This window comes from Nocardioides sp., from assembly GCF_030019515.1.
In the GTDB taxonomy this organism is placed as follows: Bacteria; Actinomycetota; Actinomycetes; order Propionibacteriales; family Nocardioidaceae; genus Nocardioides.
The window spans coordinates 459,454-483,316 of the sequence record NZ_JASEEQ010000002.1; the positions used below are offsets into that span (position 1 = coordinate 459,454).

The window sequence follows — 23,863 nt, forward strand, 5'->3', positions numbered from 1 at the left end:
CGCGAGCTCTCTTCGCTCGCTCCCGGCTGGGCGTCTCACTTCAGGAACTTGGAGAAGTCCTTGGGCAGGTTGAGGGCGGCGGCCGCCTTCTCGTAGTCCAGCTCCTCGCCCTCGGGGGTGCCGAACGGGTTGGCGGGAGCGGCCTGGGCCTTCTGCTTCGCGGCGGCGGCCTGCTGGGCGGCCTTGGCGGGGTTGCCGGAGACGCGCTTGCCGCCCTTTCCCTTCTTCGGCGCCGGCTTCGTCTTCCCGCGCTTGCCCGCGCCGGGCAGGCCCGGCATCCCGGGCATCCCCGGGATCCCGCCACCCTTGGCCAGCGACATCATCATCTTGCGGGCCTCGAAGAACCGGTCCACGAGCTGGTTGACCTCGGAGACCTGGCGCCCGGAGCCGCGGGCGATCCGGGCCCGGCGGGAGCCGTCGATGATCTTCGGGTTGGCCCGCTCGGCCGGGGTCATCGACTGGATGACCGCCTGGATCCGGTCGATCTCGCGCTCGTCGAAGTTCTCGAGCTGCTCGCGGAACTGGCCCATCCCGGGCAGCATCCCCATGATCTTCGACATCGAGCCGAGCTTGCGGACCTGCTGCATCTGCTCGAGGAAGTCGTCGAGGGTGAACTCGCCGCCCTGCCCGGTGAGCTTGGCCGCGGCCTTGGCGGCCTGGTCGGCGTCGAAGGTCTTCTCGGCCTGCTCGATCAGGGTCATCACGTCACCCATGTCGAGGATCCGCGAGGCCATCCGGTCAGGGTGGAACAGGTCGAAGTCGGTGAGCTTCTCGCCGGCGGACGCGAACATCACCGGCTTGCCGGTGAGCGAGGCGATCGAGAGCGCGGCGCCACCGCGGGCGTCACCGTCGAGCTTGGTGAGCACCACGCCGTCGTACCCGACGCCGTCGAGGAACGCCTGCGCCGTGACCACGGCGTCCTGGCCGATCATCGCGTCGACGACGAACAGCACCTCGTCGGGCTGGACCGCGTCGCGGATGTCGGCGGCCTGCTGCATCATCTCCGCGTCGACGCCGAGACGGCCCGCGGTGTCGACGATCACGACGTCGTAGAGCTTGCGCGTGGCCTCCTCGAGGGACGCGCGGGCGACGCCGACGGGGTCACCGCCATGCTCGATTCCTTGGCGATTGCCCGGCTCGGGAGCGAAGACCGGTACGCCGGCGCGCTCGCCGTTGACCTGGAGCTGGTTGACCGCGTTCGGGCGCTGGAGGTCGGCCGCGACGAGCAGCGGGCTCTTGCCCTGCTCCTTGAGCCACAGCGCCAGCTTGGCGGCCAGCGTCGTCTTGCCGGCGCCCTGGAGGCCGGCGAGCATGATGACCGTCGGGCCGGTCTTGGCGTACCGCAGCCGCCGGGTCTCCCCGCCGAGGATCGCGACGAGCTCCTCGTTGACGATCTTGACGACCTGCTGGGCGGGGTTCAGCGCACCGCTGACCTCCTCGCCGCGAGCGCGCTCCTTGACCGCGCCGACGAACTCCTTGACGACCGGCAGGGCCACGTCGGCCTCGAGCAGGGCGATCCGGATCTCGCGCGCGGTGGCGTCGATGTCGGCCTCGGAGAGCCGACCCTTCCCCCGGAGGTTCTTGAAGGTGTCGGCGAGCCGGTCGGAGAGTGTGGCGAACAAGGGTGCGTCCTACGGGCTTGGCGGCAGATCTGGCGGGTTCAGCCTAGTCGGCCCGGGGTGGGCGGCGGACATTGCCGGTTTCGGCTGCTGCCAGCCCCGCACGCCTCACCCCGACGCGGTCAGCGCAGCACGGACGGCGTGCGCGGCCCGGGCGGCGCGCTCGTCGGTGAGCACGCCGGCGGCGGACTCCTGGAGGTAGAACACGTCCACGGCCTGGGGGCCCAGGGTGTCGACGTGGGCCGAGCGCACGGCCATGTCGAGCTCGGCGAGCGCGGCGCAGACCCGGTGGATCACGCCGAGCTGGTCGGCGGCGCGGACCTCCAGCACGGTCGCCTGGTCGGACGCCTCCGGGCGCACCACCACCGAGGGCTCGAGCGGGTGGCCCGGACCGGTCGCCCGGAGCCGGCGGGCGACGTCGACCTTGCCCTCGGCGACGGCCTCGTAGCGCTCGCGCAGGACGGCGGCGTCGAGATCGGCCTCGCCGACCTCCCAGACCGAGACCGCGAACCGGCCCTGCGACCAGGCCCGGGCCGCGCGCACCGGGATCCGCTGGAGGGCGAGCACGGCGGCGACGTCGGCCAGCAGGCCGACCCGGTCGGGCGCGATCACCGTGACCCGGGACCCGTCCACAGCCGGCTCGACGGCGACCGAGGTCGAGCCGCGGCGCACCGCGCGCGGGACCTCGACGCCGTCGGCGACGAGCGCGGGGGGCGGCTCGTGCGGGTCGAGGACCGAGCGGGTCCGGCGGGCCAGGTCGTGGACGAGCCCCGCCCGCCACGACGACCAGGCCTTCGGCGCGGTGGCCCGGGCGTCGGCCTCGGTGAGCGCGACCAGGAGGTCGAGCGCCTCGCCGGCGCCGAGGCGGGACGCGACCCGCTCGGCGGTCGCCGGGTCGTCCGGGTCGCGCGTGGTCGCGGTCTCCGCCAGCAGCAGGTGCCAGCGCACCAGTCGCGCGACGAGGTCGACGGCATCGGGCGCGAAGCCCATCCGCTCGGCGACCGCCCGGGCGATCGGCTCCCCCGCGACGCTGTGCTCGGTGAGGCCGCCCTTGCCGATGTCGTGGAGCAGGGCGGCCACCATCAGCACGTCGGGGCGTGCCACCGAGCGGATCAGTGCGGAGGCCGCGACGCAGGTCTCGACCACGTGCCGGTCCACCGTGAACCGGTGGATCGCGGAGGCGTGCGGCAGCAGGCGGACCCGCTCCCACTCCGGCAGGAAGCTGCCCAGCGCACCGGTCTCCTCGAGCGTCTCCCACACCCCCAGCAGGCCGCGCCCCGACGCCAGCATCCGCACCAGCAGCTGGCGTGCCTCGACCGGCCACGGCGTGGGCAGCGGCGCGCACTCACGGGCCAGGCGCGCGGCCGTCGCGGGCGCCAGGACGACATCGCGCTCGGCGGCGGCCGCCGCGGCGCGGAGCAGCAGGGCCGGGTCGCCGGCCGGCCGGGCCCGGCCGTCGAGCACCACCTCGCCCGAGGAGAGTGCGACCCCGGGCGCGAGCGGCGTGAGCGCGGGCCTGCGGGCCCCGCCGTACGACGCGGGGCGCGCCAGTACCGCGTCGACCCGGCGCCACGTCAGGTGCGAGAGGTGGGCGGTCCGACGGCCGAGCTCACGCACGTGGACCTGCGCGGCGCGGGCGTCCGACAGGCCGAGCCGGTGCGCGACGTCGCTCCACAGCTCCGGTGCGATCCGGTCGGTGCCCCGGCCGGCGGTCTCGTGCACGACGTCTCGGACGTCGAGCAGCGCGAGGCGGGTGCGCTCGAGCTCACCGTGCGGGACGTCGACTAGCCAGGTGGCCACCAGCGCCTTGAGCACGGTGGCGTCGCGGAGCCCGCCCTCGGCCTCCTTGAGGTCCGGCACCGAGAGGTGGGCGAGCTCGCCGGCGAGCTCGTGCCGCGACCGCACCAGCTCGCGCAGCGCCGGCAGCCGCTCGCGGGCGCCACGCCGCCAGTGCGCGAGCATCGTGGTCCGCAGCCGCAGCGTCAGCCCCGGGTCGCCGGCCAGGTGACGGGCGTCCAGCAGCCCGAGGACCACCTTCAGGTCCGCGTCGGCGGCCGTGAGCATCTCCGGCAGCGTCCGCACCGCGTGGTCCAGCCGGGCACCCGAGTCCCAGACCGGGTACCAGACCTGCTCGGCCACCGACCGCACGTCGATGCCCTCGTCGGAGACGAGCACGACGTCGAGATCGGAGTACGGCGCCAGCTCGGAGCGGCCGTAGCCGCCGACGGCCACGAGCGCTGCGCCGGTCTCGGGGCCGCCGCACCCGTCGTAGGCACGGGCGCAGAGCGCATCGGCCTCGGCGGCGCGCAGGGCTCTGCCGTCGACGGTCAGGACGCCACCTCCTGGGAGCGATCATGCCCCGGACCGGTCGCGGCCCGCCTCCTCCGTGGGGAGCCGGGCCGCGGCGCGGTCACAGGGCGGCGTCGTCCCGGTCGCCGGTGCGGACCCGGACGACGGTGTCGATCGGGCTGACCCAGACCTTGCCGTCGCCGATCCGCCCGGTCTGCGCGGTCTTGACGATGATCCCGACGACGTCGTCGGCGTCGTCGTCGGCGACCACGATCTCGATCCGGACCTTGGGCACCAGCGCGATGTCGTACTCCGCGCCTCGGTAGACCTCGGTGTGGCCCTTCTGTCGGCCGTAGCCGCTGACCTCGCTGACGGTCATGCCGGTCACGCCGAAGGCCTCGAGCGCCTCACGGACGTCCTCCCACTTGTGCGGCTTGATCACCGCGGTCACGAGCCTCATGCGTTCACCCCTTCGGTGACGGTGTTCTTGACCAGGACGGAGGCGGGCGAGTTCGCGCTGCCGCCGAGACCACTGTGCAGGTCGTACGCCGTCTCACCGTGCTGGTCGAAGTCGACCCCCTCGACCTCGGCCTCGTCCGGGATCCGCCAGCCGATCGTGAGCTTGATGGCGTACGCGATGATCGTCGTCGCGATCGCCGACCAGACGATCGCGATGAGGGCGGCCATCGCCTGGTCGCCGAGAGAGCCGAAGCCGCCGCCGTAGAACAGGCCGTCGATGCCGCCCGGGGCGTCCGAGGACGAGACCAGGCCGATCAGCACCGTCCCGATGACGCCACCGACCAGGTGGACGCCCACCACGTCCAGCGAGTCGTCCAGGCCGACCTTGTACTTCAGGCCCACCGCCCAGGCGCAGGCGGCGCCGGCGACCGCGCCGATCAGGATCGCGCCGGGCAGCTCCACCGCGCCGCACGACGGCGTGATGGCGACCAGGCCGGCGACGATGCCCGACGCGGCACCGAGCGAGGTGGCCTTGCCGTGCAGGAGCCGCTCGACGAGGAGCCAGCCGAGCATCGCGGCGCAGGTCGCGATCGTGGTGTTGAGGAACGTCACCCCGGTCTCGGAGTAGAACTGCGCGATGTTCTCCTCGTCGGTCGACCCGGTGAAGACGATCGAGCCGACGTTGAAGCCGTACCAGCCGAACCACAGCAGGCCCGCCCCGATCATCGTCAGGGTCAGGTTGTGCGGGCGCATCGGCTCCTTGCCGAACCCGATCCGCTTGCCGATCACCAGCGCCAGCACGAGGCCGGCGACGCCGGCGTTGATGTGGACGACCGTGCCGCCGGCGTAGTCCTGGGCCCCGAAGTGCTCGGAGATGAAGCCGCCGCCCCAGACCATGTGCCCGATCGGGAAGTAGCTGAGCGTGACCCACAGGGGCAGGAACACGACCCAGGAGGAGAGCTTGACGCGGTCCGCGATGGCGCCCGAGATGAGCGCCGCGGTGATCGCGGCGAACGTCATCTGGAACATCACCGCGAGGTAGCCGTCGGACGTCACGCCGTCGAGGCCGAAGAGGTCGAACGGGTTGGCGAACAGGCCGCCCACATCGTTCGGGCCGAATGTCATCGACCAGCCCCACAGCACGTAGACGATGGCGACCACGGCCATCGCGACGTACGACATCATCATCATGTTCAGCACGGACTTCGAGCGGCTCATGCCGCCGTAGAACAGGGCCAGTGCGGGAACGGTCATCATCAGGACGAGGGCTGTCGCCACGAGCATGAAGGCGTAGTAGCCGTCCACGGAACCTCCAGGGATCACGTCTCGGGAGGGCGGCGACGCGACGACGGCGATGTCGGCCCGGGCTCCACCCCATGTGGGTTAGACCTTCGGCCGCGGAGGTTTCGGCCCCGGTGATCGCATGTTGCGCTCGTGCAACGAGTTCCGGCCGGGTGTTACGTCGGTGTTACGGGAGCCTCAACGAAGGTCCGCTGTCCGCCGGTCCGGCCGGCCCGAACGGTTGCCTGCTCACCGCGGACCCGGGGTCAGCCGGGTCAGCGGTGCGTGCGCAACCGAACCGTGTCGCGGAACGGTTGCTGGCTCACCGCCGCAGGACAGGCTCAGCCCAGCAGCGCGTCGACGAACGCGCCGGCGTCGAAGGGCGCGAGGTCGTCGGCGCCCTCGCCGAGGCCGACGAGCTTGACGGGTACGCCGAGCTCGCGCTGCACCTGGACGACGATGCCGCCCTTGGCGGAGCCGTCGAGCTTGGTCAGCACGATGCCGGTCACGTTGACGACCTCGCTGAAGACGCGCGCCTGGATCAACCCGTTCTGGCCGGTCGTGGCGTCGAGCACCAGGAGCACCTCGGTGACCGGCGCCTGCTTCTCGATGACCCGCTTGACCTTGCCGAGCTCGTCCATCAGGCCGGCCTTGTTCTGCAGCCGGCCGGCCGTGTCGACGATCACCGTGTCCGCCTTGGTCTCGACGCCCTCCTTGACGGCCTCGAAGGCGACGCTGGCGGGGTCGGTGCCCTCGGGGCCGCGCACGACGTCGACCCCGACCCGCTCGCCCCAGGTCGCGAGCTGCTCGACCGCGGCCGCGCGGAACGTGTCGGCCGCGCCGAGCACCACGCTGCGGTCCTCGGCGACCAGGATCCGCGAGATCTTGCCGACGGTCGTGGTCTTGCCGGAGCCGTTGACGCCGACCACCAGCACCACGCCCGGCATGCCGTCGAGGCCGCTGACCTGGAGCCGGCGGTCCAGGTCGGGGTCGACCAGCGCGAGCAGCTCCTCGCGCAGCACGCTGCGGGGGTCCTCCGTGGCGCCCGCGACGCGGAGCCGGGTGCGCAGCCGCTCGACGAGCTCCTGGGTCGGGCCGACGCCCACGTCGGCCGTGAGCAGGGTGTCCTCGATCGACTCCCAGGTGTCCTCGTCGAGCCGGTCCCGGGACAGCAGCGCGAGCAGGCCACGGCCGAGGCCGCCCTGCGAGCCGGCCAGCCGCTGGCGCAGCCGCACCAGCCGCGACGCGGTGCCCTCGGGCCTCTCGAGGACCGGCTCCTCGACGGCCGGCGCCGGCGCGACGGCCTCCGCCGAGGTCTCGGCGGGCGCCTCGGTCGGCGCCTCCGCCTCCTCCGGCGGCGCGAGGACATCGGCGCTGGCTCCCGGGAGCGGCTCGGGCTTGCGCCGCCCGCTCACCACCAGCCCGGTGACGACCGCGACCAGTGCGATCGCGACGACGGCGATGGCCAGGATCAGCAGGAGAATGGCGTCCATGGCGCCCATCCAATCAGAGGGCGGAGCAGCGGGCGTCGGTCAGGACCTGCGGTGCCGCCGCGCGTCCGCGGTGGCCGCGGCCTCGTCCTCGAACGAGTCGTGGAACCGGGACCGCTCGTCGGGGTCGCGCTCCTCGGGCACGAGGATCGGCGCCGCCTCGGCCGCGCGAGCCATCGCCTCGCCGAGCCACGGTGCGGCGGGCACCTCCTCGCCCCGGTGCGGGTAGGCGACGTAGACCACGACCAGACCGGCGAGCACGAGGATCAGGAACATCACGACGACGACGGGCAACACCGCGGCACACCTCCGAGAGCTGACACAAGACCTGACACACGAGACCGAGACACGAGACGCACGAAACCGAGGACACGAGGGCCGTACCCCGGCTCCCACCGTCCCACACGCCCGAGCGCGGGCCCGCGTCAGGTGCGCAGGAGCGGCTCGACCGCGACCCGGATCAGGTCGGGGATCGGCGTGACGGGGCGCGCCGGGTCGGTGTTGTCGACGTACACGTGCACGAACCTGCCCTCGGCCGCGGCCTGGTCCCCCGGCCCCTGGAACAGCCCGACCCGGTAGACCACCGAGGAGGTCCCGACCCGATCGACCACCACCCCGAGGTCGACGGGCTCCGGGTAGCCCACCTCGGCGAAGTAGCGGCAGGACACCTCGGCGACGACGCCGACCGCCGGCAGCGTGCGGATGTCGACCCCGGTCGCGATCGCCAGGTGGTTGTTGACGACGGTGTCGATCAGCTCGAAGTAGCGCGCGTTGTTCATGTGTCCGTAGACGTCGACGTCGGCCCAGCGCGTGGTGGCCTGCTCCCAGTGGACGTACGCCGACCGGGTCGGCCGGGCCGGGCGGGTCGGCCGGTCCTCGGGCACTAGGCGGACTCCGCGTCGCGCAGCCGCTGGCTGATCACCGCGGACACGCCGTCGCCGCGCATGGTGACGCCGTACAGCGCGTCCCCGACCTCCATGGTGCGCTTCTGGTGCGTGATGACGAGCAGCTGGGAGGCCTCCCGCAGCTCCTCGTAGATCTCGAGCAGCCGGCCCAGGTTGGTGTCGTCGAGGGCGGCCTCGACCTCGTCGAGGATGTAGAACGGGGAGGGCCGGGCCTTGAACAGCGCGACCAGGAACGCCACCGCCACCAGCGACCGCTCGCCGCCGGAGAGCAGCGAGAGCCGCTTGACCTTCTTGCCCGGTGGCCGGGCCTCCACCTCGACCCCGGTGGCGAGCATGTCGCCGGGGTCGGTGAGCACCAGCCGGCCCTCGCCGCCCGGGAACAGCCGGGCGAAGGTCGCGTCGAACGCCTTGCTCACGTCGGCGTACGCCTCGGTGAAGACCTGCTCGACCCGCTGGTCGACCTCGCGGACGATGTCCAGCAGGTCCTTGCGGGTCTTCTTGAGGTCCTCGAGCTGCTCGGTGAGGAACCGGTGCCGCTCCTCCATCGCGGAGTACTCCTCGAGCGCGAGCGGGTTGACTTTGCCGAGCATCGCGAGCGCCCGCTCGGCGGCCCGGAGCCGCTTCTGCTGCTCCTCCCGCACGAACGGGACCGGCTCGGGCGGCTCCTGGCCCTCCTCGACCTCGCCCGCGAAGGGAACCAGCTGGTCCGGGCCGTAGTCGGCGACCAGGGCGTCGGCGTCCAGGCCGAGCTCCTCCAGCGCGCGCTCCTCGAGCTGCTCGATGCGCATCCGCTGCTGGGTGCGGGCCATCTCGTCGCGGTGCACGGAGTTGACCAGCTCGTCGTGCTCCTGGTCGAGGCGGCGCAGCGTCGAGCGGACCGCGAGCAGCTCCTGCTCCCGACCGCTGCGCGCCTGCTCGACGGCGCTGCGGGCCTCGGCCGCGCGGTGCACCGAGACCTCGAGGCGGGCCAGCACGTAGGCCACGGCGTGCCCGACCGCCTCCGCCGCCCGGCCCTCGCGGATCAGCCGCTCGCGGCGCTCGGCGGCCCGGGCGCGGGCCTCGCGCTCGGCCTGGGCCGAGCGCACCATCGCGTCGGCACGGCCGTGCAGGGCACGGGAGCGCTCCTCGGAGGTGCGCAGGGCGAGCCGGGTGTCCATCTCCCCCTGGCGCGCGGTGCGCGCCTGCTCGACCAGCCGCTCGCGCGTCGACGTGTCCGGCTCCTCGTCGGGGGCCTCCTCCGCGGTGGTGAGCCGGGTCTCCAGGTCCGCGAGGCCGGTGACGGCCTGGGCGCGCGCCTCCTCGGCCCTCTCGATGGCCTGGGCCAGGCGGTCGGCCTCGCCGCGGGCGGAGCGCGCCTGCGAGCCGTACTGGCCGAGCTCCTCGGCGACCGCGGCGAGGGTGGCGTCGGACTCGTGCAGCTTGGCCAGTGCGACGTCGACGCGCTTCTGCGCCTCCAGCCGCTCGCTCTCGAGCCGGGACATGTCGAAGCCGAGCCGCTCGGAGGCCGCGATCGCCTCGGCGAGCTGGGCGGTGGCCTCGTCGACGGCGGCCTGCACCTCGATCAGGCTCGGCTGGCTCGAGGAGCCACCGGACGCGAAGTGCGCGCCGAGCACGTCGCCCTCGCGGGTGACCGCGGTGACGTCGGGCAGGTCGGCGACCAGCCGGCGCGCGGCGGCCAGGTCGTCGACGACCGCGACCTTGGACAGCAGCCGGGTCAGCGCGGGACGCAGGGCGTCGGGACACTCGACGACGTCGACGGCGTACGACGCCTCCGCGGGCAGGCTCGGCCAGTCGCGGTCGGCTCCGTCGACCGGGGCAGGAGCGCCGCCCAGCAGCAGCCCGGCCCGACCGAGGTCCTCGTCCTTGAGGTGGCCGATCGCCCGGACCGCGGCGTCCGCGTCGGCGACCGCGACCGCGTCGGCCGCCGAGCCCAGCGCCTGCGCGACCGCGGTCTCGAACCCGTTGCGCACCGTCAGCAGCGCGGCGACCGAGCCGAGCAGCCCGGAGACCGACTCGGTGGCGGCGAGGAGTGCCCCGGCGCCGTCCTTGCGGTTGAGGCCCATCTCGAGGGCGTCCTTGCGCGCGGCGAGGGCGGTGCGGTCCCGGTCGGCCTGCAGCGCCTGGTCGCGGTCCTTGGCGAGCCGCTCCTCGACGTCGTCGAGCGCGGCGACGGCGGCCTCGTGCTCGGCGTCGAGGCCCTCCTCGCCGGCGTCCAGGCCGGCGACCTTGGTCTCCAGCGAGGTGAAGTCGCGCTGGGCGCGCTCGGCGCGGGCGACCGCCTCCTCGCGGGCCAGGCGCAGCCGGCCGACCTCGTCGTCGGCGGCCGCGGCCCGGGACTTCAGCGCGTTGACCTGACCGTGCAGCCGGGCCAGCCCCTCGCGGCGGTCGGCGGCGGCGCGCTGGAGGCCGGCGATGCGGCGCTCCTCCTCCGCGGCGGCGTCCTCGGCGGCGCGGCGGGCCGTGACCGCCTGCTCGAGCGCGCCCCGGCGCTCCTCGACCTCGGCCGCGATCCGCCGCTCCTGCTCGCGCACCTGCTCGGCCTCGGCCTCGAGCTGGTCGGGGTCGCGACCGGACCGGGCCTCCTCCACGTCGGCCGTGCCGGCGGCGTTGCGGACCCGCTCGGCCGCGAGCGACTGGGTGCCGCGCAGCCGCTCGCGCAGCCCGGACAGCGCGAACCAGGTCTCCTGGGCGCGCGAGAGCGCGGGCAGGTCCTCCCGCAGGGCCGCCTCGAGCGCGGCCTCGGCCTCGCGGGTCTGCGCGATCTGGGCCTCCACCTGCTCGCGACGCTCGACCAGGATCGACTCGTCGGCGAGCTCCTGCTGGAACGAGGTGCGCGCGGTGACGAGCTCGTCGGCCACCAGGCGAGCGCGGGCGTCGCGCACGTCGGCCTGGACGCCGGCGGCCCGGCGGGCCACCTCCGCCTGCCGGCCCAGCGGCTTGAGCTGGCGCCGGATCTCGGAGAGCAGGTCGCCGAGCCGGGTCAGGTTGCCCTCGGTGGAGTCGAGCTTGCGGAGCGCCTTCTCCTTGCGCTTGCGGTGCTTGAGGACGCCGGCGGCCTCCTCGATGAAGCCGCGGCGGTCCTCCGGGGTGGCGTGCAGGATCGAGTCCAGCTGGCCCTGTCCCACGATCACGTGCATCTCGCGGCCGATGCCGCTGTCGGAGAGCAGCTCCTGGACGTCCAGCAGCCGGCAGGAGCTGCCGTTGATGGCGTACTCGGACCCGCCGCTGCGGAACATGGTGCGGCTGATCGTGACCTCGGCGTACTCGATGGGCAACGCGCCGTCGGAGTTGTCGATGGTCAGCAGCACCTCGGCGCGGCCCAGCGGCGGGCGGCCGGAGGTGCCGGCGAAGATGACGTCCTCCATCTTGCCGCCGCGCAGCGACTTGGCGCCCTGCTCGCCCATCACCCAGGCCAGCGCGTCGACCACGTTGGACTTGCCCGAGCCGTTCGGGCCCACGATGCAGGTGATGCCCGGCTCGAGCTGGAGCGTGGTCGAGGAGGCGAAGGACTTGAACCCCTTGAGGGTCAGGCTCTTCAGGTACAACGTCTGGCTCCCAGCTCGTCGGTCGTCGGTCTCGTCTCGCTGAGGACGTCAGGCAACATCAAGGCAGCGGGCCAAGGGGGAAGCTCAGCGCGCCTCACGATACCGGGCGGCACCCTCGGCGTGTGGCATCCCCGGTTCAGGCGTGGGCGAGCGCGTCGCGCAGCGCCGCCAGCACGAGCAGTACGGCGTCGGGCCGGGCGTTGTGCCCCATCAGCCCGATCCGCCACACGCTGCCCGCGTAGGCACCGGCGCCCGCGCCGATCTCGACGTCGTGCGTCTCGAGCAGGTAGCGGCGCACCGCGGCCGAGTCGACGCCGTCGGGCACCTTGACCGTGGTGAGCTCGGGGAGTCGGTGGCCCTCCGCGGCGAACAGCTCCAGCCCGAGCTCCTCGAGCCCCTCCTGGAGCTGGCGGCCGGCGGCCTCGTGCCGGGCCCAGACGGCCTCCAGGCCCTCGTCGAGGATCCGGGCCAGGCCGGCGTGCAGGCTCGCGACCATCGCGACCGGCGCCGTGTGGTGGTAGGTCCGGCCGCCGGACCCGCTGGCCTCCCCGACGTACCCCCCGAGCAGGCCGAGGTCGAGGTACCAGGACCGGGGCCGCTCCACCCGGCGGTCGAAGGCCCGGTCGTTGATCGTGAACGGCGCGAGCCCGGGGGCCACGCCCAGGCACTTCTGGGTGCCGGCGTAGCCGATGTCCACGCCCCAGTCGTCGGCGCGCAGCTCGATGCCGCCGATGCTGGTCACGGCGTCGACGAGCAGCAGCGCGTCGCCCTTCGCCGCCCCCAGGGCGGCGATGTCGGACCGGACGCCGGTCGAGGTCTCGGCGTGCACGGCCGCGATGATCGCCGGGGCCGCGTGGGCCCCGAGGACCCGCTCGACGTCGACGGGCTGTCCCCATTCGTGCTCGACCGCCACCACCTCGGCGCCGCAGCGGGCGGCGACGTCACACATCCGCTGGCCGAAGAGCCCGTTGACGGCGACCACCACGACATCGCCTGGGTGCACGGTGTTGACGAACGCCGCCTCCATGCCGGCCGAGCCGGTCGCCGAGATCGGCAGGGTGCGGGCGTTCTCCGTGCCCCACACCCGGCGCAGCATCTCGCAGGTCCCGTCCATGATGGCGAGGAAGGCCGGGTCGAGGTGGCCGAGCAGGGGCGCGGCGAGGGCGAGCGTCGCCTCCGGGTACGCGTTCGAGGGTCCGGGGCCGAAGAGGTGACGCTCGTGGATACGCGCGGAAGTCATGCGCCCGAGGCTAGATGATGGCCCCGGGGTTCAGGATCCCCAGCGGGTCGAGGGCGTCCTTGACCCGGCGGGTCAGCGCCATCACGTCCGGGCCGAGCTGGTCGGGCAGCGCGCCCTTCTTCGCGCGCCCCACGCCGTGCTCGCCGGTGATCGTGCCGCCGAGCCCGATCGCGGCCCGCATGATGTCGTCGAAGGCGGCCCGGGCCCGCCGCTCGGAGTCCGGGTCTGCGGGGTCGTAGACGATGATCGGGTGGGTGTTGCCGTCGCCGGCGTGCGCGACGACCGGGATCTCGACGCGGTGCTCGGCCGCGACGGCGGCGATGGCCGCGAGCAGGGCCGGAAGCTGGGGCACCGGCGCGCCGACGTCCTCCAGCAGCAGCGCCCCCCGGGCCTCGATGGCCGGGAACGCCGCCCGGCGGGCCGCCACGAACAGCTCGCCCTCCTCCGGGTCGTCGGTGACGAACACCGCGGTGGCGCCCGCGCCCTCGCAGGCCGTGCGCATCGCCTCGACCTCGACGGCACGGGCGGTGGCCGGGGCGTCGGACTGGGCCACCAGCAGCGCCCCGGCGTCGCGGTCCAGGCCCATCGGCCGGTAGTCCTCGACCGCGTTGATCGAGGCCCGGTCCATCAGCTCCATCATCGAGGGCCGCAGTCGCCGCCCGACCGACAGCACGGCTCGGGCCGCGGCGTCGACGTCGGCGAAGGTCGCGACCAGCGTCGAGCGCGCCTCCTGCGCCGGCACCAGCCGCAGCACCGCGCGGGTCACGACGCCGAGGGTGCCCTCGCTGCCGACGAACAGCTTCAGCAGGCTCAGGCCCGCGACGTCCTTGATCCGGCGGCCGCCGAGCGTGACCAGCGTCCCGTCGGCGAGCACCACGTCCAGGCCGAGCACGTAGTCCGTGGTGACGCCGTACTTCACGCAGCACAGGCCGCCGGCGTTGGTGGCGACGTTGCCGCCGATCGAGCAGATCTCGTACGACGAGGGGTCCGGCGGGTACCACAGCCCGTGCTCGGCCGCGGCCGCCTTGACCTCGGCGTTGAGGGCGCCCGGCTCGACGACGGCGACCCGGCAGTCGACGTCGATCTCCACCGCGCGCATCCGCTCCAGGCTGAGCACCAGGCCGCCGTCGACGGCCGTGGAGCCGCCGGAGAGGCCGCTGCCGGCACCGCGCGGCACGAGCGGCACCCGGTGCTCGGCGGCCCAGCGCACCGCGGTCTGCACCTGGCCGGCGTCCTCGGCGCGCACCACGGCCAGCGGAGTGCCGGCGGCCTGGTCCCGGGACCAGTCGAAGCGGTACTTCTCCACGGCGTCGCCGTCGGTCACGACGACCCCGGCCGGGAGTGCCTCGATCAGGTCGGTCAGCGCGTGCATGGGGCCATGCAACCACCCTCAGGGTGCGGCCGGCTGCTCCTGCTCGTCGGCGTGCGCGATGTGGGCGAGCTGGCCCCAGATCAGGACCACGAAGACCCCGGAGCCGGCGAACGCGAACCAGAACGGCGCGGTGACGCCCCAGTGCTGGGCGAGGCCGCCGCCGATGCCGGACCCGATGACCAGCCCGCCGAACACGCCGACCAGGTTCACGCTGCCGACCCGGCCCTGCAGCTCACTGGGCACGGCGCGCTGCCGGACGGTGGTCGACGTGGTGCCCCAGATGAACGCGTGGGCGCCGAAGAAGAAGAAGATCACCATCGCGACGCTCGCCCGGGTCGTCACCGCCAGCGCGAGGTGGGTGAACGTCTCGAAGACCAGGCCGACCCGCATCAGGTTGGCGAGGCTGACCCGCCGCGTGATCCAGCCGTAGCAGAGGGTCGCGATCAGGCCGCCGACCGCCGACACGGTGGTGAGCAGCCCGAAGCCGACCTCCCCCATCCCGAGCCGCTGCGTGGCGTAGAGCACGAGGATCGACCAGGCCGCGCCGAAGGTGATGTTGAAGACGAAGATCGTCAGCACCAGCGTGCGTACGGCGGCGTTGTGCAGCACCCAGCGGAACGCCTCGACCACGTCCTGGCGCAGCTGCGGGCGCTCGTCGCGGGCCCGTCCGTGCGGCGGCAGCGCGATCCGCGCGGCGAGCAGCGCACCGAGGGCGACCACCACGGCCTGCGCGACGAACGGCACCGCGTGCCCGGCCGCGAACAGGGCCGCGCCGATCGGCGGGCCGGCGAGCTGGTTGACGGTGATGAAGCCGGTGGTGAGCCGGGCGTTGGCGACGGCGAGGTCCTCGCGGTGCACCAGCATCGGCAGCAGCGTCGACGCGGTGTTGTCGGCGAAGACCTCCGCGGTGCCGAGCAGGAACATCGTGACGAGCACGAGCGTGATCGTGACCAGGTCGGTGGCGATCGCGAGGGTGAGCAGCACCAGCACCACGGCGCGCAGCAGGTCGACGGTCACCACGATCAGCCGGCGGTCGATCCGGTCGGCGAGGGCCCCGGCGTACAGCCCGAACACCAGCGGCGGCAGCCACTGGAGCAGCGCCGCGAGCGCGACGAGGAACGGGTCGTGGGTCAGGGACGCCACGAGCAGCGGCCCCGCGGCCAGCGCCAGCCCGTCGCCGAGGTTGCTGACCCACGACGACGCCAACAGCCACCGGAAGCCGGTGCCGAGACGGCGCGGTGCGACGATCTCGGCCAGGCTGCTCACAAGCGCCTGACACTAGCCTCCGGGGGTCGCCTCCGGCAGCCGATTTACGCGACGGCGTACGGCGACCGCCACGGCCAGCGCCAGGCCCAGCAGCCCGGCCGGCAGCACGCTGTCGGTGGCCCGGGCGGCGGTGGTGCGGGTCGGCACCGCGGCCGAGGACGGCAGCGCGCCGAGCCCGTCGCCGGGCACGTCGACGGCGTAGACGTCCAGGCCGCGCACCAGGTCGATCGAGTAGACGACGTTGCTGGTCGCACCCGTCTGCCGGCCGTCGGCGTCGTAGACCGGGACCCACATCGCGTCCCAGACCTCCGAGCCCGGCCACAGCGCGTGCCCGTACGGCTCGAGGTGCCGCGGATCGCGGGCGTCGATCAGCTGGGTCCCGCCGCCGTAGAAGCCGACGGCGACGATGCCGGCCCGGTCGTCGAACCAGTGCGAGGAGCAGAACGCACCCTGCGGGAGCGGGTAGCTGCCGAGGTCGGCGAGCTCCACCTTGTCCAGCGGCACGATCGCGCCGCGACGGCCGTCGAGCCGCTTGACCCACCAGGTCTGGAACGAGCCCGCCTGGGCGCAGTCGGTCTGCTCGTAGTCCTCCTCGGTGACCAGCAGCACGTTGCCGTGGGCGAAGGACGGGCTGCTCCGCGGCTTGAACGCCCGCGCGTGGGGCCGGAACGAGTTGTGCAGGATGAAGTCGTTCCACCCGGGGTGTTCGGGGTCGGTGCCCCGGCCGGCTCGGCCGGTGGTCGTGAGGAGCCGCGGTCGCGCCGGCCGGGAGGCGTCCCACATCGATGCGCCGCCCCAGCCGGTGTGGGTGCCGATGCCGGCCGCGTCGAAGTTCCACTTGTGCCCGGCGGTCGGCGACGCCGCGGGCTGCACCCCCGGAGCGCCGCGGTCGGTGTCGACCTCGTGCGGCGCGTCCAGATCGCGCAGGTCGAGGATCGAGAAGTGCCCGCTGTCGCCCGCGGTGTAGACGAACCGGCAGTCGGTGTCGTCGACGCAGGTGACCGTGTGGGTGCTGGTCGTCGCCGCGGCGCGCGACGCGATCCGCGGGGCGGCCGGGTCGGTGACGTCGACGACGACGAGCTCCCCGCCGCCGACGTTCACGTGCTGGGGATCGTCGGGCGAGGCCTGCACGGCGTCGACGCCGATCAGCGCGAACCGGCGCACGCCGTCGGGGGTACGCCGCTCGCCGCAGTTCATCGCCTCGTTCTCGAACTGGGCGCTCGGCAGCACGCCGGTCAGCTGCGGGTGGGCGGCGTCGCTGACGTCCCAGACGCGGACCGAGTCCAGGCCGCTGGTGACCAGCAGGGGCGCGGTGCGCAGGAAGCAGCCGGAGATCCCGACCTGGGAGGGGAACCCGCCGAGGTGGGTGACGTTGGGGCTGGTGAGGACGCCGCCGAGAGGGTTGTCGTCCTCCGCGGACGCCGGCGCGGACCCGAGCCCGATGGCCAGGGTGGCCCAGGTCGCGACGACGAGGGTCAGCGCCGCGGCGGTGCGGGTCGCGGTGGCGAGAGGTCGCATGACGGGGTCAACGACGTGGCGTCGCTCCCGTCACGTCGGTCAGGCGGGCTGCATCTCCTGCAGGGACTCGTGCTCGAGGTCGAGCATGGTGACCGCCTGCGCGGCGGTCAGCTTGTCGTTCTCCTCGCTGAGGCGGAGGACGAGGTCCTCCAGCTCGCGCACGCGCGCACGGAGCCGGTGGTTCTCGGCTACGAGGTTGGCGGGCGTCCGCAGGTCGCTGTTCATGTATCCGATCAGCGCCTTGGCCATGGACAAAGCCTTCCGGGTGGGTGGGGAGGGTCCGCGATGGCGGGCCGTCTTCAAGAGTCCCACCCGCGGGGCGTTGGGTCAAACGTGCGGGACGCGCACCTGTGCGGGGACCGCGCGGCGCTTCCGCGGCACCACCTGGCAGACCGGGCAGAAGTACGAGGACCGGTTCATGAACGCGACCCGGCGGATCGGCGTACCGCACCGCTCGCACGCCTCGCCCTCGCGCCCGTAGGCGTGCAGCGAGCGGTCGAAGTAGCCGGACTCCCCGTTCACGTTGACGTAGAGGGCGTCGAAGGAGGTGCCGCCCTCCCCCAGCGCGGCGAGCATCACCTCGCGCGCGTGGCCGAGCAGCTCGCGCACCTGGGTCGCGGTGAGCCGGTCGCCGGGGCGCTCACCGTGGACCCGGGCGCGCCAGAGCGCCTCGTCGGCGTAGATGTTGCCGACCCCGGAGACCAGGTTCTGGTCGAGGAGCTGCCGCTTGATCCCCGACGTGCGCCGGCGCACCCGGCGCACGAACTCGTCGTCGTCGAACTCCGGGTCGAGCGGGTCGCGGGCGATGTGCGCGATCTCGGGCGGCAGCTCGGCGCCGCCCGCCGAGACCGAGAGCCCGCCGAACATCCGCTGGTCGACGAACCGCATCTCCCGGCCCTCGTCGGCGCCGTCGAGCGTGAACCGCACCCGCAGGTGCCGCTCGTCGGGGGCGTCGGGCGGCTGGACCAGGATCTGGCCGCTCATGCCGAGGTGGCCGAGCAGCGCGTCGCCGTTGTCCAGCGGCAGCCAGAGGTACTTGCCACGGCGGCGGGCCGCCTCGATGCGGCGGCCGGCCAGGGCGGCGGCGAAGCCGGCGGGGCCGCGCAGGTCGCGGCGCACCGGTCGCGGGTGCAGCACCTCGACCCGGGTGATCCGCGCCCCGAGCACGTGCCGCTCGAGGCCGGCTCGGACCACCTCGACCTCGGGCAGCTCCGGCAACGGTCAGCTCTGGTTGGCCGAGTGAGCGGAGTGGCCCGAGTGGGCGGAGGCGGCCGCGTCGGCGGCCGGGTCGTCGACGCCGAGGTCGGAGGCGATCTCGCCGTACGCCGTCTCCGCGGCGGCCTGCTCGGCCTCCTTCTTGGAGCGGCCCACGCCGTTGCCGTACAGGCCGTCGCCCACCCGGACCTGGGCGGTGAAGGTCTTCATGTGGTCGGGGCCGTCGTCCTCGATGACGTACTCGGGGACGCCGAGGCTGTGCTCGGCGGACAGCTCCTGCAGGGAGGTCTTCCAGTCGAGGCCGGCGCCCAGCGCGGAGGCGGCCTCGATGAGCGGGTCGAAGAGCCGGTGCACGACGATCGCGGAGGTCTCGAAGCCGCCGGCGCTCAGGTGCACCGCACCGATGACCGCCTCGACGGTGTCGGAGAGGATCGACGCCTTGCCGCGACCGCCGGTGGACTCCTCGCCGCGGCCGAGCTTCACGTGGTCGCCGACGCCGATGGCCCGACCGACCTCGGCCAGCGCGCGAGCGTTGACGACCGCGGCGCGCAGCTTGGCCAGCCGGCCCTCGGAGAGGTCCGGGTGGGTGCGGTACAGCGTCTCGGTCACGACCACACCGAGCACGGAGTCACCCAGGAACTCCAGGCGCTCGTTGGTCGGCAGACCACCGTTCTCGTAGGCGTACGAGCGGTGCGTGAGCGCGCGCTCCAACAGCTCGGGGTCCAGCTCCGGGTCCCCGAGCGCGGCACGCAGCTCGGCGTAGTTGGTCAGCGGACTGACCGGGTCAGAGGACCTGACGACGGTCGGCGCGCGCGCCGTACTGGCCGCACTCGCCGCACGCACGGTGCGGCAGGTGCTTGGCGCCGCAGGCGGGGTTCGCGCAGGTCACCAGGGTCGGGGCGACGGCCTTCCAGGCCGAACGACGATGCCGGGTGTTGCTGCGCGACATCTTCCGCTTCGGGACAGCCACTGTTATCTCCTCTACCAGGACCGGGATCTCCGGCCGTACGGGTGCTACTCGTGTGCTTCGGGGTCCTGCTGGAGGGCGCTCAGCCCGGCCCAGCGGGGGTCGATCGGTTCTTCGTGGGTGTGCTCGGGGTCGTCCGCCAGTCGTGCTCCACACTCGGCGCACAGTCCTGGGCAGTCGTCCTCACACAGCGGCTGGAACGGCAGTGCGAGCACCACCGCGTCCCGCAGCAGCGGCTCGAGGTCGAGCAGGTCGCCCTCGAGCATGCTGACCTCGTCGTCCTCCTCGGAGGAGTAGCCCTGGTCGTCGTACACGAACAGCTCCTGGAGCGCGACCTCGATCTCGTCGGCGATCGGCTCCAGGCACCGCGCGCACTCACCGGCGAGCTCGGCCGAGGCCGAACCGGTGACCAGCACACCCTCCATGACCGCTTCCAGCCGCAGGTCGAGGTCGACCGGCGAGCCTTCCGGGACACGGAGGACTTCGATGCCCAGATCTGCCGGTGCCGGAACCGTCCGCTTCTCCTGACGCTGGGACCCCGGGCGGCGGCCGAGCTCGCGGGTATCGAGCACGAGCGGCGCTCTCGGGTCCAGGCTGGTCAGGGGTCTACTTCCGGGTCCGTGCACAAACAGATCGTCCTAGAGCGTACCGGGCGGCGCCGGGCAGCGGCAAAACCAGCGGGCGGTCAGCGCGGGGCGAGCCGGGCCTGCAGGCGCTGGTACACGGCAGGCGGAACCAGCGCGGAGACGTCCCCGCCCAGCGAGGCCACCTCCTTGACCAGGCTCGAGGAGACGTAGCCCCACGACGCGTGCGTGGTGAGGAACACCGTCTCGACGCCGGTCAGGTGGGCGTTCATCTGGGCCATCGGCAGCTCGTACTCGTAGTCGTTGCCGCCGCGCAGGCCCTTGACGATCGCCTGGGCGTCGATCTCGCGGCAGAAGTCGACGATCAGCCCGGTGAAGCCCATCACGGTCACGTTCGGGAGGTCCGCGCAGACCTCGCGCAGCATCTCCAGCCGCTCCTCGGGGTCGAAGAGCCGGGACTTGGACACGTTCGTGCCGGTCGCCACCACGAGCTCGTCGAAGATCGCGGCCGCCCGCCGGACGATGTCGAGATGACCGTTGGTCACCGGGTCGAACGAACCGGGGCACACCGCGCGGGTCATGGCGGGAGGCTACCGCCTGGTCGCCTCGGTCTGCTGATCCGGCAGCGGTTCCTCCTGGGCGTACCAGAGCGTGGTCTCGCCGTAGCGCTTGCGCCGGGTGGCGGCGAGGCCGGCCGGCCAGGTCGGCTCCGGGCTGCGCGAGGACCGCTCGACGACCACGAGCGCCCCGCCGGCCAGCCAGCCCCGGCTGGCGAGCAGCGCGAGGTCGGCGCCGAGGGCGGTCTCGTCGAGGGGGTAGGGCGGGTCCAGGAAGACCACGTCGTACGGCGCGACCGGGCCACGGGCCAGGACGGTGGCGACCGACGCCGCGACGACGTCGGCGCCCGCGAACCCGAGCGTGCGGGCGTTGCCGGCCACGAGGGCGGCGGTGCGGCGGTCGGCCTCCACCAGCGTGACGGCCGCCGCCCCGCGCGACCACGCCTCCAGGCCGACCGCGCCGGAGCCGGCGTACAGGTCGAGGACACGGAGGCCGTGCAGCGAGCCGCACCACGACTCGATCGCGGAGAAGAGCGCCTCGCGCACCCGGTCGCTGGTCGGTCGGGTGGCGGCGCCGTGGGGCGTGTCGATCCGCCGTCCGCCGGCCGCGCCACCGATGATCCGGGTCACGGGGTGCTCACGACCGCTCCATGAAGTCCGACGCCACGGACTGCTCCATGGCGGCCACCGCGGCCGCCAGGTCGGGGGCCTGCTCGAGGTCGGGGTCGGTCTCGAGGAGCTCGACCGCGGCGGCCCTCGCCTCCACGATGGTCTTCTCGTCGCGCAGGACGCGGAGGTCGCGGAGGGTGGAGCGGAACCCGGACTGGGACCGGCCGAGGACGTCGCCCTCGCGGCGCTGCTCGAGGTCGACCCGGCTCAGCTCGAAGCCGTCGGTGGTGGCGGCGACCGCGGTGAGCCGGTCGCGCGCCGGCGTTCCCTCCTCGGCCCACGAGACCAGGAGGCAGATGCCGGGGTGCCCGCCGCGGCCGACCCGGCCGCGCAGCTGGTGCAGCTGGGAGACGCCGAACCGGTCGGCGTCCAGCAGCACCATCCCGGTGGCGTTCGCGACGTCGACGCCGACCTCGATGACGGTCGTGGAGACCAGGACGTCGACCTCGCCGGCGGCGAAGGCGCGCATCGCGGCGTCCTTGTCGTCGGGCGGCATCCTGCCGTGCAGCCTCTCGAGCCGCAGGCCTGCGAGCGGGCCCTCGGCGAGCTGGACGGCGACCTCCTCGACGGCGTTCAGGGTCTCCGACGCGCCGGGCGGGGCCAGGGTGTTGCCGTCCTCGTCGAGGTCCAGCTGGTCGGTCTCGCCCTGCTCGGGCTCGTCGCCGGTGATGCGGGGGCAGACGACGTAGACCTGGTGGCCCTTGTCGACCTCCTCGCGCACCCGCTCCCAGACCCGGGCGAGCCAGTGCGGCTGCTCGGCCAGCGGGACGACGTTCGTCTGGATCGGCGCCCGCCCGGCCGGCAGCTCGGTGAGCGTCGAGGTCTCCAGGTCGCCGAACACCGTCATCGCGACGGTGCGTGGGATCGGCGTCGCGGTCATCACGAGCACGTGCGGCGGGGTGCCGGCCTTGTCGGTGAGCGCGGAGCGCTGCTCGACGCCGAAGCGGTGCTGCTCGTCGACGACGACCAGGCCGAGGTCGGCGAAGACGACCTTCTCCTCCAGCAGGGCGTGGGTGCCGATCACGATGCCGGCCTCGCCGCTGGCCAGCCGCGACATCGGGGCGGTGCGCTGGGCCTTGGTCATCGAGCCGGTCAGCAGCTCGACGCTCGTGGCCTCGGCCGCGCCGCCGAGCATGCCGCCGGCCGCGAGGTCGCCGAGCATCGCGGTGATCGAGCGGTGGTGCTGCTGGGCGAGCACCTCGGTCGGCGCCAGCAGCGCCGCCTGGCCGCCGGAGTCGACGACCCGGAGCATCGCGCGCAGCGCGACCAGGGTCTTGCCGGAGCCGACCTCGCCCTGGAGGAGCCGGTTCATCGGGTGCGGCTGGGCGAGGTCGGCCTCGATCTGGGCGCCGATCTCGAGCTGCCCGGCGGTCAGCTCGAACGGCAGCCGCGCGTCGAACGCGGCGAGCAGGCCGCCGTCGGCGCCGGTCCGGGCGCGGCCGCCGAGCTCACGGACGGCACGCCGCCGGCGGGCCAGCACGAGCTGGGTGACCAGCGCCTCCTCGAACCGGAACCGCCGCTGGGCGCTGGTGATCTGCGCCCGGTCGTCGGGGTTGTGGATGCGCTCCAGCGCCGTGCGCACGTCGAGGAGGCCGTGGCGCTCGCGCACCTCGGGCGGCACTACGTCGGGGACGTCGTCGACGACCGTGAGTGCGAACGCGACCGCGCGCTGGAGGTCCCAGGAGTCGACGCCCTTGGTGAGCGGGTAGATCGGGTAGAACTCGCCGATCGCGTCCAGCGACAGCTGGGCGGCGTCCTCGTCGGGGGTCCCGAACAGCACGACCTGCGGGTGGGTGAGCTGCCAGTCCTCGCGGAACCTGCTCACCTTGCCGACGAAGATGCCGCGGCGCCCCACCGGCATCCGCTTCTCCTGCTGCCAGGCGGCCATCCTCTCGTTCTTGGCGAACAGCGAGATGCGGAACGACGGGCCGTCGGTGCGGACGGTCACGTCGACGCGGTACGCCGGGCGGCCGGTGCGGCGGTCCTGGTAGGTGTTCACCGTGCTGGAGGCGATCTGCCCGACGACCGTGAGCACCTCGCCCTCGCGGAGCTCCTCGATGCGGGACAGCTCGCCGGTCTTGACGTAGCGGCGCGGGAAGTGGCGCAGCAGGTCCTCGACGGTACGCAGGCCGAGCCGCTCCTCGATGGCCTTGCGCTTCCTCGCGTGGTCGCCGAGCACGGCGACCACGGGTGAGTCGAGGCTGATCACCGCGTCTCCTACTCCACGGACATGAGGAGCGGGTAGCGCTCCTGGCCACCGTCGTACACCACGACGTCGACAGCGGGGTGGTGCTCCTCGACGTAGCCCGCGCACCGGGTCGCGAGGGAGCCCTCGGCGTCCTCGGCGCCCGCCACGATCGTCACGAGCTCGCCACCGCCGCCGAGCAGGCGGTCGAGCACGTCGACGGCGACGGCGTAGAGGTCGCCACCGACCACCGCGAAGTCGCCGGCGACCACGCCCAGGGCGTCGCCGGCCTCGCAGGGCCCGGCCATGGTCATCGCCTGCCTGGCCGCGATCGTGACCGCGCCCTGGCGGGCGTGGCGTGCGGTGGCGGTCATCTCGAGGACGTCCTGGTCGAAGGAGCGCCCGGGCTCGTGGACGGCGACCGCCGCCAGCCCGGTGACCTGCGCCTGGGTCGGGATCACCGCGACGCGCACCGCGCCGTCGGAGTCGGCCTCGGCCGTGCTGGCCGCGATCTGCGCCACCCGCACGGAGTCGTGGTCGTTGGGCAGCACGATCACCTCCGAGGCGCCGCACGCGGTGATGGCCTCGAGGAGCTGCCCGGTCGAGGGGCGGTGGCCCGGGCCGCCGGGGACGACGACCGCGCCCGCCTCCTCGAACAGCGCGGCGAGGCCGGGCCCGGCCGCGACGGCCACGACCCGGCGG

Annotated in this window: 20 protein-coding genes and 1 pseudogene; all 21 read right to left on the reverse strand. The window is 73.6% G+C overall.

The genetic code is table 11. The features are described from left to right. Positions 1 to 35: 35 nt before the first annotated feature. Positions 36 to 1,622, reverse strand: a complete 1,587-nt coding sequence (gene ffh, locus QMC84_RS04635; protein ID WP_300372257.1) for a signal recognition particle protein — start codon at positions 1,620 to 1,622, stop codon at positions 36 to 38. A 105-nt stretch (positions 1,623 to 1,727) separates the two neighbouring features. Continuing rightward, positions 1,728 to 3,950 carry a [protein-PII] uridylyltransferase gene (locus QMC84_RS04640; protein WP_366145735.1) on the reverse strand — a complete coding sequence of 741 codons (2,223 nt, stop codon included), beginning with the start codon at positions 3,948 to 3,950 and terminating at the stop codon, positions 1,728 to 1,730. A 79-nt stretch (positions 3,951 to 4,029) separates the two neighbouring features. Then, complete coding sequence (locus QMC84_RS04645; RefSeq protein ID WP_011756704.1) at positions 4,030 to 4,368, reverse strand: P-II family nitrogen regulator; 339 nt, start codon at positions 4,366 to 4,368, stop codon at positions 4,030 to 4,032. Further along, positions 4,365 to 5,672 carry an ammonium transporter gene (locus QMC84_RS04650; RefSeq protein ID WP_300372262.1) on the reverse strand — a complete coding sequence of 436 codons (1,308 nt, stop codon included), beginning with the start codon at positions 5,670 to 5,672 and terminating at the stop codon, positions 4,365 to 4,367. The genes QMC84_RS04645 and QMC84_RS04650 overlap by 4 nt, the downstream gene beginning before the upstream one ends. A gap of 317 nt (positions 5,673 to 5,989) precedes the next feature. Further along, positions 5,990 to 7,141, reverse strand: coding sequence for a signal recognition particle-docking protein FtsY (gene ftsY, locus QMC84_RS04655; RefSeq protein ID WP_300372264.1), 1,152 nt, complete (start codon positions 7,139 to 7,141; stop codon positions 5,990 to 5,992). Between the two features lie 39 nt (positions 7,142 to 7,180). Next, entirely contained in the window at positions 7,181 to 7,435 is a 255-nt protein-coding gene (locus tag QMC84_RS04660) for a hypothetical protein (protein WP_300372266.1), read from the reverse strand. A 128-nt stretch (positions 7,436 to 7,563) separates the two neighbouring features. After that, entirely contained in the window at positions 7,564 to 8,022 is a 459-nt protein-coding gene (locus tag QMC84_RS04665; protein WP_300372268.1) for an acyl-CoA thioesterase, read from the reverse strand. Then, positions 8,022 to 11,588, reverse strand: coding sequence for a chromosome segregation protein SMC (gene smc, locus QMC84_RS04670; RefSeq protein ID WP_300372270.1), 3,567 nt, complete (start codon positions 11,586 to 11,588; stop codon positions 8,022 to 8,024). The genes QMC84_RS04665 and smc overlap by 1 nt, the downstream gene beginning before the upstream one ends. A 136-nt stretch (positions 11,589 to 11,724) precedes the next feature. Beyond that, the gene (locus QMC84_RS04675; protein WP_300372272.1) at positions 11,725 to 12,828 is read right to left on the reverse strand and encodes an alanine--glyoxylate aminotransferase family protein; all 1,104 of its coding nucleotides are present in this window, start codon (positions 12,826 to 12,828) and stop codon (positions 11,725 to 11,727) included. A gap of 10 nt (positions 12,829 to 12,838) precedes the next feature. After that, a complete protein-coding gene (locus QMC84_RS04680) occupies positions 12,839 to 14,200 on the reverse strand; it encodes an FAD-linked oxidase C-terminal domain-containing protein (protein WP_300372274.1) in 1,362 nt (453 codons plus the stop codon). Between the two features lie 18 nt (positions 14,201 to 14,218). Beyond that, a complete protein-coding gene (locus QMC84_RS04685) occupies positions 14,219 to 15,466 on the reverse strand; it encodes an MFS transporter (RefSeq protein WP_300372276.1) in 1,248 nt (415 codons plus the stop codon). A 12-nt stretch (positions 15,467 to 15,478) separates the two neighbouring features. Beyond that, positions 15,479 to 16,984: a hypothetical protein gene (locus QMC84_RS04690; RefSeq protein ID WP_300372278.1), complete on the reverse strand. Its 1,506-nt coding sequence runs from the start codon at positions 16,982 to 16,984 to the stop codon at positions 15,479 to 15,481. Positions 16,985 to 17,023: 39 nt separating this feature from the next. Then, positions 17,024 to 17,233, reverse strand: coding sequence for a hypothetical protein (locus tag QMC84_RS04695; protein WP_300372280.1), 210 nt, complete (start codon positions 17,231 to 17,233; stop codon positions 17,024 to 17,026). A gap of 78 nt (positions 17,234 to 17,311) precedes the next feature. Beyond that, entirely contained in the window at positions 17,312 to 18,202 is an 891-nt protein-coding gene (gene mutM, locus QMC84_RS04700; RefSeq protein ID WP_300372282.1) for a bifunctional DNA-formamidopyrimidine glycosylase/DNA-(apurinic or apyrimidinic site) lyase, read from the reverse strand. 3 nt (positions 18,203 to 18,205) lie between these two features. Next, entirely contained in the window at positions 18,206 to 18,970 is a 765-nt protein-coding gene (rnc, locus tag QMC84_RS04705; protein ID WP_300372339.1) for a ribonuclease III, read from the reverse strand. A 13-nt stretch (positions 18,971 to 18,983) separates the two neighbouring features. Beyond that, complete coding sequence (gene rpmF / locus QMC84_RS04710) at positions 18,984 to 19,169, reverse strand: 50S ribosomal protein L32 (protein WP_081790257.1); 186 nt, start codon at positions 19,167 to 19,169, stop codon at positions 18,984 to 18,986. Positions 19,170 to 19,213: 44 nt separating this feature from the next. After that, positions 19,214 to 19,591: a YceD family protein gene (locus QMC84_RS04715; protein WP_366145732.1), complete on the reverse strand. Its 378-nt coding sequence runs from the start codon at positions 19,589 to 19,591 to the stop codon at positions 19,214 to 19,216. A 260-nt stretch (positions 19,592 to 19,851) separates the two neighbouring features. Further along, positions 19,852 to 20,331: a pantetheine-phosphate adenylyltransferase gene (gene coaD, locus QMC84_RS04720; RefSeq protein WP_300372286.1), complete on the reverse strand. Its 480-nt coding sequence runs from the start codon at positions 20,329 to 20,331 to the stop codon at positions 19,852 to 19,854. A 9-nt stretch (positions 20,332 to 20,340) separates the two neighbouring features. After that, positions 20,341 to 20,937 carry a 16S rRNA (guanine(966)-N(2))-methyltransferase RsmD gene (gene rsmD, locus QMC84_RS04725; protein WP_300372288.1) on the reverse strand — a complete coding sequence of 199 codons (597 nt, stop codon included), beginning with the start codon at positions 20,935 to 20,937 and terminating at the stop codon, positions 20,341 to 20,343. Positions 20,938 to 20,944: 7 nt separating this feature from the next. After that, positions 20,945 to 23,185, reverse strand: coding sequence for an ATP-dependent DNA helicase RecG (locus QMC84_RS04730; protein ID WP_300372290.1), 2,241 nt, complete (start codon positions 23,183 to 23,185; stop codon positions 20,945 to 20,947). A gap of 8 nt (positions 23,186 to 23,193) precedes the next feature. Beyond that, positions 23,194 to 23,863: pseudogene (locus QMC84_RS04735) on the reverse strand (Dak phosphatase); the annotation flags it as partial.